This window comes from Hyunsoonleella pacifica (genome assembly GCF_004310335.1).
GTDB classification, from domain to species: Bacteria; Bacteroidota; Bacteroidia; order Flavobacteriales; family Flavobacteriaceae; genus Jejuia; species Jejuia pacifica.
The window spans coordinates 1-19,981 of record NZ_SIRS01000007.1 but is presented as its reverse complement, the minus strand read 5'-3'; the positions used below and the strand labels follow the sequence as shown (position 1 = coordinate 19,981).

Annotated in this window: 10 protein-coding genes; 6 read left to right on the top strand and 4 right to left on the bottom strand. The window is 34.2% G+C overall.

The features are described 5' to 3' along the window. Positions 1-25: 25 nt before the first annotated feature. The 6 genes from EYD46_RS15925 to EYD46_RS15900 all read left to right on the top strand — a co-directional run bounded on the left by EYD46_RS15925 (position 26) and on the right by EYD46_RS15900 (position 15,504). The gene (locus EYD46_RS15925) at positions 26-1,465 is read left to right on the top strand and encodes a T9SS type B sorting domain-containing protein (RefSeq protein ID WP_130938167.1); all 1,440 of its coding nucleotides are present in this window, start codon (positions 26-28) and stop codon (positions 1,463-1,465) included. Position 1,466: 1 nt separating this feature from the next. Beyond that, the gene (locus EYD46_RS15920) at positions 1,467-4,250 is read left to right on the top strand and encodes a PorP/SprF family type IX secretion system membrane protein (protein WP_130938166.1); all 2,784 of its coding nucleotides are present in this window, start codon (positions 1,467-1,469) and stop codon (positions 4,248-4,250) included. A gap of 70 nt (positions 4,251-4,320) precedes the next feature. Beyond that, positions 4,321-12,567 carry a T9SS type B sorting domain-containing protein gene (locus EYD46_RS15915; protein ID WP_130938165.1) on the top strand — a complete coding sequence of 2,749 codons (8,247 nt, stop codon included), beginning with the start codon at positions 4,321-4,323 and terminating at the stop codon, positions 12,565-12,567. Between the two features lie 40 nt (positions 12,568-12,607). After that, a complete protein-coding gene (locus EYD46_RS15910) occupies positions 12,608-13,585 on the top strand; it encodes a PorP/SprF family type IX secretion system membrane protein (protein WP_130938164.1) in 978 nt (325 codons plus the stop codon). Positions 13,586-13,986: 401 nt separating this feature from the next. After that, complete coding sequence (locus tag EYD46_RS15905) at positions 13,987-14,409, top strand: secondary thiamine-phosphate synthase enzyme YjbQ (protein WP_130938163.1); 423 nt, start codon at positions 13,987-13,989, stop codon at positions 14,407-14,409. Between the two features lie 12 nt (positions 14,410-14,421). Beyond that, complete coding sequence (locus EYD46_RS15900) at positions 14,422-15,504, top strand: adenylate/guanylate cyclase domain-containing protein (RefSeq protein ID WP_130938162.1); 1,083 nt, start codon at positions 14,422-14,424, stop codon at positions 15,502-15,504. A gap of 282 nt (positions 15,505-15,786) precedes the next feature. Here EYD46_RS15900 and rplT read toward each other — a convergent pair whose 3' ends face one another. From rplT to thrS, 4 genes are all read right to left on the bottom strand, one after another. Then, a complete protein-coding gene (rplT, locus tag EYD46_RS15895; RefSeq protein ID WP_130938161.1) occupies positions 15,787-16,131 on the bottom strand; it encodes a 50S ribosomal protein L20 in 345 nt (114 codons plus the stop codon). 99 nt (positions 16,132-16,230) lie between these two features. Further along, positions 16,231-16,428: a 50S ribosomal protein L35 gene (gene rpmI / locus EYD46_RS15890; RefSeq protein WP_019388182.1), complete on the bottom strand. Its 198-nt coding sequence runs from the start codon at positions 16,426-16,428 to the stop codon at positions 16,231-16,233. Positions 16,429-16,496: 68 nt separating this feature from the next. After that, positions 16,497-16,967, bottom strand: coding sequence for a translation initiation factor IF-3 (gene infC, locus EYD46_RS15880; RefSeq protein WP_229731371.1), 471 nt, complete (start codon positions 16,965-16,967; stop codon positions 16,497-16,499). 118 nt (positions 16,968-17,085) lie between these two features. Continuing rightward, positions 17,086-19,020, bottom strand: a complete 1,935-nt coding sequence (gene thrS / locus EYD46_RS15875; RefSeq protein ID WP_130938159.1) for a threonine--tRNA ligase — start codon at positions 19,018-19,020, stop codon at positions 17,086-17,088. Positions 19,021-19,981: the final 961 nt, after the last annotated feature.

The window sequence follows — 19,981 nt, the reverse complement described above, 5'->3', positions numbered from 1 at the left end:
AGGTTTTATTAAATGATAGAACTGCATGCGGAATTTTACTATTTTTAATTTTCTTATTATCGTTTTAGGTTTAAGTACAACCCTAAATGCACAGATAGCAATAAGTAAACCCAATTTAGGGTTTACACAGGCTTGTGCTAGTTCTTCTTTTAATGCTTACGAGGTTACATTTTCGTTCTCTCCTGAGGGAGATTTAGAAGCATCTAACAAATTTATTATAGAATTATCTGATGCAAATGGTAGTTTTTCCAATGCCAAAATTGTGTTTTCTACTGAAGCAGGAAATGTTACTACCTCACCTGTTACCTTAAGTTTTTCAATACCAAATGAAACTGCTGGAGAAGGTTACAAAGTAAGGGTAAAAAGTACGGCTCCTGAAGCTACCAGTAGTGCTTCAAATGGGTTTGCTGCTTATTATAAAATTCAAGATAGCCCATTTACCATCAATAATTTAATAGATACAGGTGTGTTTTGTGCTGGTGGTAGCTATTTGCTAACTATTGATAATCCAGGTGATGCTATGAACGATTCACCTCTGCAATATCCTAGTTTAACTTTTAATTGGTATAAAGAGACTAGCCCTACAACATCTGTTCTTATTGCATCAGGAGAAAGTTTAGAGGTAAGTGCTGAAGGTACTTATTTTGTTGAAACTAATTATGGAACATGTACTTCAGATTCATTTTCAAATAGAGTAACAGTAAGTGAAGCCAACTCAGGTTCAAACTCATCTTCTATTAGTTCTAGTTTAGGTAACCCTTATTGTTCAGCAAATGGTCCAACAATATTAAGTGCAATTAATGGAGTATCCTATCAATGGTTTAGAAACGGAGAAGAGATCGATGGAGCAACGAGCCAGATGTATGAAACTAATGAAGCAGGTAAATACGATGTAAGAGTAGATTTGAATAGTTGTACCGCCTCAGCATCTATCGATTTAATTAATAGAGATTTTACAAGTGAGATTGATGTTGATGAAAATAACAGATTAGAGTCAGGAGAAAGACTTATGGTAAATGTAACTACATCAGCAACTAATCCAATATTTGAATGGTATATAAATGATGTACGTATTGCTAGTGCCAATGAAAGTAATTATGAAGTAACAGAACAAGGCAATTATAAAGTAAAGATTACACAAACTGAAGGTTGTAACGCAACACAAGAAATAAGTTTTAGGGTAACAGAACCTTTTCCTAATGTAGCAAATATACCTAATGTAATTACACCTAATGGAGATGGTATAAATGATACTTGGGTTATTCCTCAAGAATTTGTGAGTGGAACAAACACTGAAGTTACATTAATAAGCGCTCAAGGAAAAGTAGTGTTAAGTACAAACAACTATCAAAATAATTGGCCTGAAAAAGAATTAAGTTTTAAAGACGTAAACCCTATTTACTATTACATCATTAAAACCTCAAATAAAAATATAAAAAAAGGATCTATCACAGTTCTAAAGTAAAATGAACAAATATCTATTATATATGTTTCTAATGTTATCTATCATTCAACAATTCCATTCTCAAGAGAGTAATGGTGTTGTTGCTTTAGCATTACCCGTTAGAAACTCATTAAAGTTTAATAGATATGCCATTAACCCAACCTTTAGTTTTGTTAGAGAGCAAAATAAATATATAAGTTTTACTAATAAAAAACAGTGGGCACAATTTAGTGATGCGCCACAGTCATATTTATTCAGTTATTCAGGTCGTTTTTCAGAGAATGTAGGTGCTGGTATTGGTTTATTTCAACAAGATTTTGGTGTTTTAACCACTTTTGGGGGTATTTTAAACTTCGCATATAATGTAAATATTAGTAGGGAGAGTAACTTAACTTTTGGATTGAATATTGGTGCTTACCAGAGTGGATTGAATGAAGGTAGAGTAGTTGTTAATGTATCTGATCCATCTTTACAAAATATACCATCTAACTTTTTAATAGCAATAAACCCAGGAATAAATTATGGTACAGATTTTTTTGATTTTGGTTTATCTATAAACAATTTAGTAACGTATAATTTAAATGAATCTCAGATAATAGAAGATAACCCAGAACAAGCACTTCAGGCCCATGTAATGTATACGGGATATATGAACTCAAGAGGCTTTTTTAATAACAGTAAGTTTTCAACATTAATAAGGAGTGAATTTAAAAAAGACCAAACGGTTATTTCTGGACTAGCAATGCTAAATGTGCCAAAAGGAATTTGGGGACAAGCAGGATACAATACTTTATATGGAGCATCGGCAGGTATTGGTATTAATGTTACCAATAATATTGCTATTGAATATAATTATGAACAGTCTATGGGAGATTTCTCCGAGTTTGGAAGCTCACATGAAATTACACTTGCGTATCGCTTTAATAATAAATATAGATACAGTTATGGCAATGATGATGAGGAACAATCTGTTTTCAATACTACTAAAAAGCGAAGACCTAAAAAAAGTAATAGCTTAACTGACGAAGACCGTACTAGAATAGCAGAACGAAGAGTAGAAATTGAAGCAAAAAGGCGAGCTGAAGCTAAAAAAGAACAAGCTAATGCAAAAATTGAAAAACCTGAAATTTCTAAGGAAACATCCATAGATAATAGCGATGAAACTATAACTAAAAAAACAACTAAAGAGATTCCTGTGGTTGATGAGCAAGAGCAACTAGAACAAGAAGCAAAAAGAAAAGAAGCCGAAGAACAGTCGAAATTGAAAGCTGAAGAGGAGAGAAAACTCGCAGAAGCAGAGAAAAAGAGAATAGAAGAAGAAGCTAAGATTAAGTCTCAAGAAGAGGCACGTAAAAAGCTAGAAACCGAAAAATTAGAAGCTGAAGCTTTAGCTAAGGCTAAAATAGAAGCAGAAAAAGAAAGATTAAGATTAGAGGCAGAGAAAAAAGCTGAAGCAGCTAAACGCCAAGCCCAAGAAGAAGAAAAATTACGACAAGAGGCTGAAAGAAAAAGAATAGAAGAAGAAGCTCGTAAGAAACTTGAATTAGAACAGCAAAGAAAAGCTGAAGAGGAGAAAAAATTACAAGAAGAAAGGTTAAAACTTGAAGCTGAGAAAAAGGCTGAAGAAGCTCGTAAAATAGCAGAAGCAGCAGAAAAAGAAAGATTAAAATTGGAGGCAGAGAAAAAAGCTGAAGCAGTTAAACGCCAAGCCCAAGAAGAAGAAAAATTACGACAAGAAGCGGAAAGAAAAAGAATAGAAGAAGAAGCCCGTGAGAAACTTGAACTAGAGCAACAAAGAAAAGTTGAAGAGGAGAAAAAGTTACAAGAAGAAAGGTTAAAACTTGAAGCTGAGAAAAAAGCTGAAGAGGATCGTAAAATAGCTGAAGCAGCAGAAAAAGATACTGCTAATAATGAAGTAGAAATTCCTGTAGCAAATGACGAAGCAGCCAAATTAATGAATGCTTTGGTAAATGAAACCAGTGATGCCAAAGAGGTTCAGGATGAATTGATGAAAAGGTTATCTGAAAAAATTGATATTAAGCAAAAAGACTTAGATGATTTAAAAGAAGAAAACGATTTAAGTGAAAAAGGAATTTATCTAGCACCTAAGCCTTTTAAAAGTTTAACAGCAGAAAATCAAGAGCTTGAAACTCTAAAAGATGAAATAGATAAAAAATTAGAAGAGCAACAAATAAAAATTATTGAGTTGGAAACGGTTTATCTAAAACGCAAAAGAAAAGTAAAAGATAAAAATGATTCTGTAAATGAATTTTATTTAGATGCTTTAGAACGATTGAAGTCTGAACAACAACAACTATTAAGTGCTAAAAGAGATTTGATACTGAATTTAGAGCAAATAAATGAAGCTACAGATTTTGAGAGAAAACGAAGAATTCGTCGTGCAGCTTATGATAACCAACAAGACAGGTATAACAAAGATAAAGCAGCTTTAGCTAGAATTAAAAAATTTACAGATGAAAGAGCGACCCAATTACTAGAAAAGGATTTTGATTTTGGAGAAGAACAAACTAAAAACATTCAAATTGTTAAAAATGTATTGAATGAAGAACCTGGTTATTATATGGTAATCGCAGTACATAATACTGTTGAGAAACGAGATGATTTTGTAACTAAAGTTGTAGCATCAGGAGAGAAGAATGTGAACTTTTTCTTTGATGTAAACACGAATAAATATTTTATATACTATGAAAAGTTTAATTCCATTAGTCAAGCAAAAAAGGCTTTAGAACAAAAAGGAAGTAAACCTTATAATGGTAAAATGTCCCTTGTTAAAATTGATAATTAGAAGAATTAGATAAAAACAGATTGCTATTTCTCTCAACCCCAAATGAACTGAAATAGAAAAACTAACAACTATGAAAACACCTACTTATGTAAATAACTGTATCCTTGCTTTGATGCTCTTAATAGGTATACAGTGTTTTGCACAAAATGTTGTTCCATTTTTACCTAGATATGACGAGGCTATTAAGGGTGATATGCTTTTAATTGGAAATAGTAATGTTGGGCTACATATTACTAACCCTTATAATGGAAATAACACAAATGACAGAATAGATGCTGCAGTTTATGTAGATATTGACAGCGACCCCACTACATTTAATTCTAGTACAGCAGATTTAGATGTGCCAAGCGATACAAATTGCTATCAAATTGTATATGCAGGATTGTATTGGAGTGCAGTAGTTAATGGTGCTGAACCAATATCAGATATTAAATTTAGAGTCCCTGGAAGTACAGCTTATCAAGATATTACAGGAACACAAATTTATTTTCAAAATGCAGCAAATAACAGAAATTCAAATACTTATGTATATTATCATGACGTAACCGATATACTAACTGCTTTACCTAATCCAGAAGGAACTTATGGTGTAGCAAATATATCATCATTAGTAGGTCCCAAACCTAATTCAGAAGGGCTTTCGGCAGGTTGGTCTCTTTTCGTTATTTATGAAGACCCACTATTACCAAGTAAATACATTACATCATTTGATGGATTTACAAAAATTACCAGTGCCATAAATGAAACCTTTCCTATTTCTGGTTTTCAAACCATTCCAGTAGGGCCAGTTCGTGCAAAATTTGCATTTAGTACTATTGAAGGAGATAGACGTTATACAGGTGATTATTTAGAATTAAATAACAATATCATTAATGCTACCGACAATTCAGGAACGGTAATTCGTCCTGGTAATAATTTCTTTAACAGTACAGTTTCCATAATTGACCCAGTTACCAACACACCAGAATTATTTTTTGACAGAAATCCTGCAGGTACAAACACATTAGGATTCGATGCGGGAATTATAAACATACCAAATGCAGGTAATACCATTATTGGAAATGGAGACACTAATGCAACTATAAGTTTAGGAAGTAATTTGGATATATATTACTATTATTTCAGTGCCTTTGCTATTGAAATTATTGCACCAAATATAGTGCTTACCAAAATTGTTGAAGATGAATTTGGTACAGACATAGAGGGACAGGAAGTAGATCTGGGAGATGAATTAAATTATGTTATAGGATTTCAAAACACAGGTAATGATGATGCTAGACCGCCAGTAGGTGAAACAGGAATCATAATAAGAGATATACTACCAATCAATATTATATTCAATTATCCTGCCGACATTGTATCACTACCTCCTGGAGTTACAGTAAAAAGTTATGATGCTAGTACACGTGAAATAATTTTTCAAGTAGATGAATCCCTTGTAGAGGAAAACGATCCTGTACAAGAAATTCGTTTTAGTGTAACTGTAGTGTCAGATTGTAGTTTGTTAACCGATGCTTGTTCTAACATAATTAGTAATCAGGCTTATGTAACTTATCGAGGTACTATAAATGATACTTTTGAAATTTCTGATGACCCAAGTTATAATAGTAATACTGGGTGTTTAATCACGCCAAGAGCTACAAACTTTTTAGGAAATTTAAACTGTACGTTTGATGAAAATGTAGTGCTTTGTGGAGATTCTACAACACTAACGGCTGGTAATGGATACGATTCATATACTTGGTCAACAAGTCCTAGTGGCACACCTGTTATTGGAACTGGACAATCGATTACGGTTACTTCAACAGGCACCTATTATGTATACAATGCTGCAACTGCACCATGTCAATCAATAACCCAACAATTTGATGTTACACTTTTTGGATCTAATGTTACAAATCCAGTAATACCTTTTGCTGATGAAGTGGTAATATGTCCTAATGATGGTAAAGAATTACCAAATATCTTTTTATGTGGTGCAAACGATTCAAGATTTATACAAACCAATATCACGGATACATCTTCAATGATTTGGGAAGTGTTAGATGAATCAAGCTGTACAGCTGTTTTAAATCAGGACTGTGCTAATGAAAGTGATACTTGTTCATGGAATCAAGTTGCTACAGGAGCAAGTTATACTGCTGATACTGCTGGACAATATAGGTTAACACTTAATTATGATGGAGGGTGCTTCAATCAGTTTTACTTCAATGTTTACGAAAACTTGTTGGTTCCTAATGTTGCATCACGTGATATTATTTGTACCACACCTGGAGAAATTATTATTGGAGGAGTGCCTAGTGGTTATGAATATAGTATTGATGGAATTAATTATCAAGTTAGCAATACTTTTGTAGTGAATACACCTGGTATTTATTCAGCTTATATAAGACAAGTTGGTGTAACACCTAATCCATGTATATTCACTGTTCCAGATGTTCAAATTAGAGAGAGAGATTTCGCGGTTCAAACTACAGTTACACAGCCTATATGTTATGGTGAGTTAGGAAGTGTAGTTTTAGCTGCCAATGATGCGCGTCCACAGTATTTCTTTTCGATTTATGATGGTGTAACATTAGTAAATAGTGTTGGACCAATTACGGATGATAATTATACTTTTGAAAACTTAAATCCAGGAACATACATAGTAAATGTTTCAACAGAGGATGGATGTACATATACAGGCAATGTTGAAATTATTGAGCCTCCTATACTTGAGGCAACATCAGCAATAACCAAGCCTATTACTTGTACTGATGGGGAAATTACAGTGTATCCAACAGGAGGAACACCACCTTATTATTACTTTGTAAATGGTAGTGCAACATTTCAAAGCACTCCAATAATTAATGCTCCTACAGCAGCAACATATACGATTAGAGTAGTTGATTTCAATAATTGTGAAGTAGAGACAATTATTTCTATAGATGCCATTCCAGCACCAGATTTCACAGTTGCCCAAACCGATATTTTATGTTCTGATGATCCAGATAGTGGAACTATTACGGTTAACGTAACTAATCCAAATGGTAATACGCTACGTTATAGTGTTGATAATGGAACTACATATCAGAATTCTCCAAACTTTACAAATCTAACAGCAGGAGATTATGATGTAATAGTAGAATACACTTTGGGAACAGATGTTTGTACAACTACACCACAGACAATTACCATCACTACAGCAACAGCTATTAATGGTACAGTTGCTCTAACAACACCATACACTTGTACAACAAGTGGTATAATCACTGTCTCTGGAGTAACAGGAGGATTTCCTCCTTATCAATATAGTATTGATGGTGTAAACTTTCAACCTGGTACAACATTTACAGGATTAACCAATGGTACGTATACAGTTACAGTAAGAGATGCTAATGTATGTACATTTGTAGCAGCACCAATAACAATTGATGCGTTAAATCCACCTACAGATTTAAATTTTAGCAGTACGCCTATAACATGTCCAGCAAACACTTCAGATATTACTATTACAACTACTGGAGGATTAAGTCCATTAGAATATCAAATAATAGCACCAGCTAGTGCAGTAACAGCTTACCAACCATCAAGTACATTTATAGGATTGGTACCAGGAACATACACGTTTCAAGTAAGGGATGCCAATCAATGTACTTATGCTGAAACATACACTATAGATCCATTACCACCATTAACAGTAGGAACAGTAATAACAAAGAATTTAGATTGTACGGCCTCTCCAGATGGAACTATTCAAGGCACAATTTCTGGAGGAGTTGCACCATTTACTTATGAAGTTTCAATAAATGGAGGCGGTTTCACTAGTTTAGGAACTACAGCTACTACATTTAACTATACAGTAACAACTGATGGTACTTATCAATTCCGTATAGCTGATACTAATAATTGTACTACAGATTCAGCAGTAGAAACTATAAACGCCATTTCATTACCAGACATCACTTCTGTAATACAAACTGCTGATAATTTATGTAATGGAGATGCTAATGCTGCAATTGATATCACTATTAATAGTACAGTAGGGACACCACCATTCGTTATAAATGTTAATAACGATACAACAGGAACAAATTTTGGTACACAAACTTCAGGTTTGCCAGCAGGTACTTATACAATCACATTAACAGATGCTAATTCTTGTGAGGATACAGAAACTATAACTATTGCTGAACCAACACCAATTAGTGTTTTGCATACATCGCTACCAATTACTTGTGATGTTTTAAGTGGCGGAATCTCTAAAGGTTCTGTAATTGTACAAAGTGTTAGTGGAGGAACAGCACCATATAATTACTATGTTACAGGAACAAATGGGTATTCAGCAACAGAATTAAATGCTTCAGGAACAACATCAACAACCTTTGATGTCGTAGATTTTGGCTTGTATCAAATCAACGTAGTAGATGCCAACGGTTGTTCTGTTTTAGTACAAGATGTATTAGTAGCGTCTCCACCAAACGATTTAGATATTTTAGTAAATACAACTGTTGATTGTACAACAGGGGGAGAAGCGATAGTGAGTATTGGAACTACTTTAGTAAGTACAGGACCATTTTTCTTTGATATTTATACAGGCGTAATTCCACCTCCGCCACCAGGAGGTACATGGGTGGCTGAGGATACTCCAGGTAGTCAAACAGCAACCTTTACAGGATTATTGCCAGGAATTACATACACATTTATTGTTTATGACGATTCTACAGGATGTAGTTATTATGAAACAGCTACAGCATCAATACCAACAAATTCAACATTAACAGCATCAGCTGTAACCTCAAATAATATTACTTGTGTTGGAAGTGCTGATGGAAATGTATCATTTACAATCAACAGTGTTTATGGAGTTCCTACAAATGTAGATTATGAAATATTCAACGCTCTATCTATAGTTACAACAGGAATCACAGGTTCTGGAGTAGTGCCAGCTGGAGGAAGTTTACCTGTTGCCAATCTAGGAGCATTACCTTTTGGAACCTATTTTGTTTCTATAACAGAAACATCAGGACTAAATGCAGGTTGTGGTGTGGTAACTGTACCATTCAATATTTCAGAGTCAGCTATAGATTTAAGTATAACTGCGACAGTAGACAGAAATGCAAATTGTAATGCTAATTCAGGATTAATCAGTGCTATTGCGAGAGATGGTACACCACCATATACCTATCAAATTACAACGTCAAGTACAGCACCATTAGAAACAGATCCTTCATGGGCTTCTGCAAATACATTTAATGTTGATGCAAACACGTATTATGTTCATGTAAAAGATGCATACAATTGTATAAGAACAACTACAGCGATTGTTTTACCGCAAGACCCAGAACCAGCTATCTCTACAACATTAAATAATCAATGTACAGTAGCAGAAGGAGAGTTTGAAATTGATGTTGCTTTAGCAACAGCAGGAATTGCACCTTACAGTTATAGTATTGATGGTGGTGCATTTCAAACAAGAACAGCACCATTTAGTATATCTAATTTAGCTTCAGGAACACATACTATAGAAATTCAAGATGTCAATGGTTGTGGAAATTTAGTAACTGTTGATATTGCACCTCCAGTTAACCTAACACCTAGTATAACCACATTACCAACATGTAGTAATGACGATGGACAAATTACCATAAATGGAACAGGCGGTACAGGAGTATATACATATACCATTAGTCCAAATCCAACAGGCATAAGCTTAAGTGGAAATGTGTTTTCAAATGTACCATCAGGAACATATACCATTACACTTAGCGATGCAAACACTTGTTTCGCCGAAGTAGAAGTTATTTTGCCTGAGGCAATACCGCCTACAGTAACCACAACACCAAATGCAGTAACCTGTTTTGGAGATAACACAGGAAGTTTTGAACTTAGTTTAAGTGGCTATTCTGGACCATATACTTATGAAGTTTTTGATAGTACTTTAGCTTCGGTAACTGGTGTTGTTAATGCAAATACCTCTACAAACCCAGTATTAGTTTCAGGAATGACATCAGGAACTTATAGTGTAGAAATTATACAAACGGCAAACCCATTTTGTACTACAACTACTAATGTAATTATTCAATCTCCACCAGAAGCTTTAACTGTAGTGGCTACAGAAACATCAAATGTTACATGTGATAACAACCAAGGGACAATAACAGCAGTAGCTAGTGGCGGTTATGGTACTTACGAATATGAATTAACAGGAGCAGCTATAGTAGCATACACTCCAAACGGTACGTTTACAAATTTAGAAGCAGGTGTCTATACAGTAAACGTTAGAGATGCTGGAGGTTGTATAGCTACAGACAATGTGACACTAATTATTCCAAATCCAATTGATGCCACAATTTCAGCAAATACAACATTATTATCATGTTTTGGAGATACAAATGCTACCATTACAGTTACAAGTACAATAGGCGGACAAGGTTCAAATTATACTTATACGCTTAATCAAGTATTGCCAACAGTATCAAGTTCAGGACCGCAAACATCTACTGTTTTTGATAATTTAGGAGCAGGAACATATAACGTTACTGTAACCGATGGTTATAATTGCGAATTCAATACACCAAATATTGTAATTGATGAGCCTACAGAAGTACAAGCAACTTTAGTAAAAGCAACATCGCAAACATGTTTAACAGAAGCAACACTAACTTTAAGTGCTTTAGGAGGTAATGGTCCTTACAGTTATAGTACAGATAGTAACTTTTCATCCGTAATAGGCACATTTGCAACTTCAATAACATTCTCGGTACCGGCTGGCGATTATCAATATTATGTAAGAGACGCTAATGGTTGTATCACTGATGTATCAAATCAGATTACTATTGATCCATTACCAGATTTAACAGTTAGTATAGATGCAATGAATGCTAATATTAACTGTACTGGAGATATCACTGGCGTAATTATAGCTACAGCAGAAGGCGGATTGGGTAATTATGTATATACCCTACAAGATACTTCTGGAAATGCAATTCCTGCAACACAAAATAGTCCTGGTGTATTTACAGAGCTTCCAGCCGGAAACTATCAGGTAAGAGTAGATAGTGGAGATTGCTTAACAACTTCTGCAACTATTCCTATTACAGAGCCGTCTTTACCACTAGAAGTAACCTTTAATACAACAGATGTAACCTGTACAGCAGAAAATAATGGTTCAATAGAGATTTTAGCTACTGGAGGTACAGGAATTATTAAATATGCAATATCTCCACAAATGAATCAATTCTTTGATGAACCAATTTTTGAAGATTTAGCACCGGGTACATATCAAGCAGTAGTACAAGATGAGTTAGGATGTTTTGTAATCATTGATTTTAGTATTAATGAGCCTGCTCCAGTATTTCTAACTGTAGTTCCAAACTCCATAGTTCCAGAATTATGTACAGGAGAACTTAATGGTGCATTTAGTGTAGAGGTTTCAGGAGGAAGTTTACCATATAGTGTGAGTTTAGATAACTATGATGGCCCATATACAACGGGAACTAGTACACAAACTATTTTCGATTTCACAAATTTAGCAGGTGGAAATCATGTGATTTATATTAGAGATAATGAAGGTTGTGAAGTAGAGTTTGAAATAGATTTCCCTGAATCCATCGCGTTTAACCCAGAATTGGTTATCGAATATGGATGTGTTAATAACGCCTCAACTAATACAGTTACAGTAAACCTAAATGAAAACGATACTGTAGATCCTGCCGAATTGGAATACGCACTAGATGGTGGTACATATCAATCAAGCAATACATTTACAAATATAGCACCAGGGTTAGATCATTATATAGATGTTAGACATATTAATGGTTGTATACAGCGCAGTGCTTTGTTTGATATTGATGACTACCAACCGTTGGCTTTAGTGTTAAGAGAAAGTGGTTTAAACGAAATAGAAGCAACAACTACTGGTGGTACAGGAAACTATGAGTATTTCCTTAATGGAGAATCTTACGGTAGTACAAATACATTTATTATTTATGAAACAGGAACATACACTGTAACAGTTGTAGATACTAATGGATGTCAAGTTGAAGCCTCAATACCAATGGAGTTTATAGATATCTGTATTCCTAATTACTTTACACCAAATGATGATGGGACTTTAGATGGATGGGGTATAGGTTGTGCGTCTCAATATGACGATTTAACCTTTGATATTTTTGATAGATATGGTAGAAAAATTGCAACCCTTAATGTAAATGAAAAATGGGATGGAAGATACAAGGGGAAAGAGTTACCAACAGGAGATTATTGGTTTGTAGTAAAGTTAAACGATAGTAGAAACGATAAAGAATTCGTAGGGCATTTTACCCTCTATAGATAACATGAAGAAGGTGGTGAGGAAAGACATAAAATATATTAAGATGCGAAAAGTAATAATAGCCTTGTTACTATTATCTGTAGTAAATAGTTACGGACAAGAGTTAAACTTACCAGTATTTACACAGTATTTGGCTGACAACAATTTTGTTGTGTCACCAACCTATGCAGGTATTGGAGATAATTTAAAAATTAGAGCAAATGGATTAACGCAATGGGTTGGTATCAAAGGCGCACCAGATAACGCATCCATTTATGGAGATGTGAGAATTGCTGATAGAACAGGAATAGGAGCATCTTTCTATCGAGATAGAAATGGAAACACCATTCAATCTGGAGCCAAGTTTACTTTTGCACATCATTTAATTTTAGACTATTATTCAAAGCAATACTTGTCCTTTGGTATTTCATATAATTTGAATAACTTTAGAATAGATATTAATAATTTTAATACCACATTTGAAACCCCTACTATAGACCCTTTTGTTACTGACGATAGAAGAACAGCTAATCATAACTTTGATGTTGGGGCACTTTACAGATATGGAGGCTATTTTTTAAGTCTTAATGTGAATAATCTACTGCCTAAGAATTTTGATGAATTTATTAGAACCCGGGAACCAGGGCTACTATTAAACTATCAAATATATTCAGGTTACACCTTTAGAGGACCAAAGAAGAGTGGGATTGAATATGAACCCTCAGTGTTCTTTCAATGGTTTGATAGTGACGACCGTTCTGCTACAGATTTAAACTTTAAATTTAGAAAGTACAACCGCTATGGCGATTATTATTGGGGCGGGCTTTCCTATCGTTTCCTAAACGATCAAGTTTTAAAGCCATTAAATGTAGGTCCAATGGTTGGTTTTCAAAAAAACATATTTTACTTTGGTTATGCTTATCAAATCACAACCAATGAGTTAGCAGCATATAACTCAGGAACTCATGTTATAACCATTGGTATAAACTTTTTACAAGGTATTAGTAATTGTCCTTGTACTCAAGATCCAGTACACGATTAAGCAGTAAAAAGTATCCACTATTTGGGCGTTACCCTCCAAGAATTTTTTACGTGTAATTTGTAATAAGCGTAGTCGGGTCAGGCTTTACGTTCCAATTCCTCGCTTCGCTTTAGCTACGCTGTGGGATTTCCTCTGCAATCCCTAACGCAGCCTATCTGCTAACTATTATACTTTATTCAATGTAGCGATGGTTTGTTAACGTCTTTTTCTTAAATTGATCCAGATTATAAACATCTAAAAGTAACCATGGCTTCAAAGAAAACAATCATTAAGATGCTTCAAATTATACTTACCTTAAAAGAAATGGCTAGAGACGTTGAACAGGTATAATGAAACGTTCTGTCATTCCTGCGAGGTCAAGAATCTATTAAAGTTAATCTAAAGGAATTATTATATAAAATATGAAATGTTTTCAAAAAGAAATTAAATTGAGATCTTACGCTAGAGGGTTTCATTTAATTACAAATGAAGTTTTGTCGGCTATACAAGAAATAAGAGAAATACAAACAGGTCAGCTACAGGTTTTTATAAAGCATACGTCTGCAAGTTTAACCATCAACGAAAATGCTGATTATACGGTAAGAACCGATTTTGAGAGCCACTTCAATAAAATGGTGCCAGAAAATGCCCCGTATTATGAGCATACTTATGAAGGATCTGATGATATGCCCGCCCATATCAAAGCATCATTGTTAGGAGTTTCAGTGCAAATCCCTATTACCAATGGAAGATTAAATTTAGGAATATGGCAAGGTATTTATCTCTGCGAACACCGTAACCATGCGGGTGGGCGAAATTTAGTTATCACAGCTTATGGCGTTTAAAGTAATATATTAATGCGCGTAAAAAAGTTTTTAATTTCGGTTTTTCAATCTGTAGTATTTTGGATACTAGCTTTTTTCATATTTATTTTTATAAAGTACAATGGAATAGAAGCAGAACTTGAAATTTATACTGATGATGTACTTAATTTACCAATTCCAGAGTTTTATCAATTTGGGCTACTATTAGGCGCTATCATTGGCATATTTTATGGTATAATAGAGTTTTTATTTGATGAGTATTTAAGTAAAAAAATGATACTTGGTATCAATATTATGGTAAAGTCCATAATTTATTTTATACTCATAGTTGTGTTACTTAGCATATTTTCACTATTTATTGAAGAACAGATAGATATTGATTTACCTAACGAACGAGGTTGGTGGCATGATGATCCATTTTTTTGGACTACTATTCTTTATTTTTCAATAACCTCAATAATTTTCTCGCTTTTAAAAATAGCTAATGATAAATTTGGTCCTGGCGTATTTTTAAACATGCTTTTAGGAAAATATAGAAGACCAAGAGAAGAAGAACGTGTATTAATGTTTATTGATTTGAAGGATTCTACTAAAATTGCCGAAAAATTAGGACATGAAACCTATAGTAGGTTTATTCAAGATTGTTTTTCCGATTTAAATAGTGTGCTTAGAAAACATGAAGCTGATGTCTATCAATATGTAGGAGACGAGGCTGTGCTAAGTTGGACTACTAAAAAAGGGTTTAGGAAAAATAATTGTGTTAATCTATTTTTTGCATTTCAAGAAAAGCTTAATAAGAGCTCGCAACGCTATTTACAAACATATAGTGTGTCTCCACAATTTAAAGCAGGATTACATTGCGGGAAATTAATGATTGCTGAGGTGGGTACAATTAAAAAGGAATTGGCATTTCATGGCGATGTTATCAATACAGCATCTAGAATTCAAGGCTTATGTAATCAGTTTAATGCAGAGTTGTTAGTATCTAAGTCCTTTTTAGATAGATCATTAATAACTCTTAAGTACGAGGTTAATTTGTTAGGAGATATAGAATTAAGAGGTAAAAAGGATAAACTCGAAGTTTATGAAGTGCTACAAGGTAAGGGCATTAACTAAGTTAGTAGGCAAGTGCGTTAGGGATAGTAGTGGCATCCTTTTTAAAACTTTTGCAAATTAGTCGTCATTACGAGGAGGCACGACGAAGTAATCTGTTTTAATTGAAGAAGATTGCTTTTTGAAGTTAACAATGACGTTAACTGGTAAGTTTTAAAAAGATATAACGGATAGCCCGACCCGACATTAGGAGGGAAACGCCTAAATAAAACACAAAAAAAATCCGACTCTTTCGAATCGGATTTTTATTAAGCGAATAATATGTTTTACAATAGGCTAAGCGCCTTATTTTACTTTATCTACAACTGCTTTAAAAGCTTCTGGGTTGTTCATAGCTAAATCTGCAAGAACTTTACGGTTCAATTCGATATTGTTAGCTTTAAGTTTCCCCATAAATTGAGAATAAGATAAACCGTGTTCTCTGGCGCCTGCGTTAATACGCGTTATCCATAAAGCGCGGAATGTTCTCTTTTTGTTTCTACGGTCTCTGTACGAGTATTGCATCGCTTTATCAACCGCATTTTTAGCTACTGTCCAAACGTTTTTACGTCTTCCAAAGTAACCTTTTGCTTGTTTAAGAACCTTTTTTCTTCGGGCTCTTTTTGCTACAGAATTTACTGATCTTGGCATAATTTTAAATGTGTTTTGTAGTAGGCGGTTAGATAACTAACACTTTTATTGAGCCTAACTCCAGGGTTTATAAATTGTTTTAACCGATTAAAACTAGTGTTACTTTAAACGTAACATTGTTTTAATATTATCTTCGTCAGCCTTATGCACTAATGTGTCATGAGTTAACGCAAGCTTACGCTTTTTAGACTTCTTTGTTAAGATATGACTCTTAAAAGCGTGCTTTCTTTTAATTTTACCAGTACCCGTTAACTTAAAACGTTTTTTGGCACTAGATTTTGTTTTCATTTTAGGCATTTCTTCTCCTAGGTTTTAATTATTGCGCTTAATATTTTTGTAATGCTGAATTTGTTTCAGCATCTCATTTATTTCTTTTCTTTCTTTGGAGCAATAAACATCGTCATACGTTTTCCTTCTAGTTTTGGCATTTGCTCAACCTTACCAAACTCTTCTAAATCTTGAGCTAAACGTAATAATAAAATTTGTCCTTGCTCTTTAAATATAATAGAGCGCCCTTTAAAGAATACAAATGCTTTTAATTTAGCACCGTCTTTTAAGAACTTCTCAGCATGTTTCTTTTTAAACTCGTAGTCATGGTCATCAGTTTGTGGTCCAAATCTAATTTCTTTAACTACTACTTTAGAAGCTTTTGCTTTTAAAGCCTTTTCACGTTTCTTTTGCTCGTAAAGAAACTTTTTGTAATCCATAACTTTACAAACAGGAGGATCCGCTTTTGGCGAAATTTCAACTAGATCTAAGCCTAGTTCGTCGGCAAGCCTCATGGCATCACCTTTAGTATAAATACCTACTTCTACATTATCTCCAACTAAACGCAATTTTTGCGCTGTAATTTTGGAGTTAATCTTGTGTTTGTCTTCTTGAATAACCCTTCTATTGGGCTGTCTTCTTCTTCTAATTGCTATGGCTACTTCTTTTTTTAATTAAACTTTATTTCTAGAACGATTTTAACGTTTTACTAATATCCTCTTTTATTATTTTGGCGAATTCATCTATAGAAATCATACCTAAATCTTCGCCACCATGCTTACGCACAGTAATTTTGTTTTCTTTTTCCTCTTGCTCTCCAATGATGAGCATGTAAGGGTGTTTTTGTATTTCGGCTTCCCGAATTTTCTTCCCTATAGTCTCATTTCTATGGTCAACAAGGGCGCGAATTTCGTGATTTTCAAGCAAATTTAAAACTTTTTCAGAATAATTTTCATATTTCTCGCTGAGCGATAATATTTTAGCTTGAACAGGCATTAACCAAATAGGAAAGTTTCCACCAGTATGTTCTAGAAGAATAGCAATAAAACGTTCCATACTTCCAAAAGGTGCTCTATGAATCATTACAGGTCTATGTTCCTCATTATCACTACCCTTATAAGATAGATTAAAACGTTCAGGCAAGTTGTAATCCACTTGAATTGTACCTAGTTGCCATTGTCTACCTAAAGCATCTTTTACCATAAAATCCAGTTTAGGTCCATAAAAAGCAGCCTCGCCTTCTTCAATAATATAATCTAACCCTTTGTCCTTAGTAGCATTAATAATCGCCTGTTCTGCTTTTTCCCAATTTGCAGCATCACCAATATATTTTTCTGGGTTTTTCGGATCTCTAATAGAAACCTGTGCGGTAAAGTTTTCAAATCCTAGAGATGTAAATACATAAAGTACTAAATCTATAACGTTTTTAAATTCGTCATCTAACTGCTCCGAAGTACAAAAAATATGTGCATCATCTTGAGTAAAGCCTCTAACACGTGTTAGTCCATGAAGTTCGCCACTTTGTTCATATCTATATACTGTACCAAATTCAGCATAACGCACAGGTAAATCTTTGTAACTCCATTGGAAACTGTTATACATTTCACAATGATGTGGGCAATTCATAGGCTTTAATAAAAACTCTTCATCATCTTTAGGAGTAGTAATGGGTTGAAAACTATCTTCTCCATATTTAGCATAATGTCCAGAAGTAACGTATAGTTCTTTCTGTCCAATATGTGGAGATACCACCATATCATAACCAGCTTTCCTTTGTGCAATCTTTAAAAAGTTCTCTAAACGTTCACGCAAAGCAGCACCCTTAGGTAGCCATAAAGGTAAGCCCTGTCCCACTTTTTGAGAAAACGTAAAAAGTTCCAACTCTCTCCCTAGTTTTCTATGATCACGTTTTTTAGCTTCTTCAATTAATTCTAAATATTCCTTAAGTTCCTTTTGCTTCGGGAAACTAATACCGTAAACACGAGTTAACTGAGGTTTATTCTCATCACCACGCCAATAAGCACCAGCAATACTAGTAACCTTAACAGCTTTTATAATACCAGTATTAGGTATGTGTCCACCGCGGCATAAATCTGTAAATGTACTGTGGTCGCAAAAAGTAATCGTACCATCTTCAAGGTTTTCAATAAGTTCAGTCTTAAAGGCATTATCCTTATAAAGATTTAAAGCCTCAGCCTTGGTAGCAGAGCGCATTTTAAAATCATGTTTACCACGAGCAATTTCTAGCATTTTATCCTCAATAGTCTTAGCATCCTTTTCAGAAATACTATGTTCGCCAAAATCAACATCATAGTAAAACCCATTTTCAATCGCAGGGCCAATGGTTAATTTAGATCCAGGATACAGCTCCTCAATAGCCTGTGCCAAAACATGAGCCGAAGAATGCCAAAACGCCTGTTTCCCTTCATCATCTCTCCATGTGTAAAGCACTAACGAACCATCGGTGGTTAGAGGGGTTATAGTTTCAACAGTTCTACCATTAAAACTAGCCGAAATTACATTTCTAGCCAAACCTTCACTAATGCTTTTCGCAACATCCATTGGTGTAACGTTTTCCTCAAACGCCTTCACACTGCCATCAGGCAAAGTAATCTGTATCATTAAATCAATTTAAAAATAGGCTGCAAAGATAATATATAAACAAATCCATACAATATATAAGTAATTATAATTTTTTGGGCGTTAACCTCCTTAGGTCGGGGTCGGGCTTTCCGCTATACCTGCCAGCCGGCAGGCAGGTCTTTTGTTACTCACCACGAACGTTATTGCGAATGTAGTGAAGCAATCTCGTCATCCAAGGAGATTACTTCGTCGTGCCTCCTCGTAATGACGGCTTGTGTGTCAACGCAAAATAGGATGCCACTGCAATTCCTAACTCGAGGGTATTTGCTGGTGTAAGCTTTAATCCACGACTCCATGGTTTTTCAGGAGCCATTATGGCGTAGTCTGTAGAAAGAAAATAAAGTTAAACCAAGTGCTGAGTTTTGTAAAGAAGTCAAACCCTTATTTCATGAACGTAAGACAAAGTAAGAGAACAAATTTCAGTGAGATACAAATTATCGGGCATGAAATTTCGTGAGCGATAAGTGCTTTATTAATTTCCTTAGATTGATATGATCTTTTATTTCCATGTATTCAAATAAAAATATTCAGAGTATACTTTTATTTAGATAGTACATCAATAAAAAATAGACATATATATTATAAGAAAAGAAATTGGATATATTGTGTGTAATTCATTCCGTCGTTAGTTCAATTGTAGTTAAGAATAATACAAAGCGAATATGTAATATTGAGATACATATAAAGATTAGTCTTACTAGATGATTCTTTTACGTCATTGCGTCTTTATGAGAGTTAATAGGTTCTCATTTGATTTTAAAGGTTTGAGATATTAAAGCATATAGATAAGAAGCGTTTTAGTTTTGAGAGGAAGCGGAATTTTTCTCATGACATAAAACACAGATTTATAGGGTATTAAAAGCGTGTAAAAAAAAGGGGTAAAAAAATATTAAAAAAGTCATTGTGTAATTAAAAATAGGTAGTATGTTTGCACCCGCAA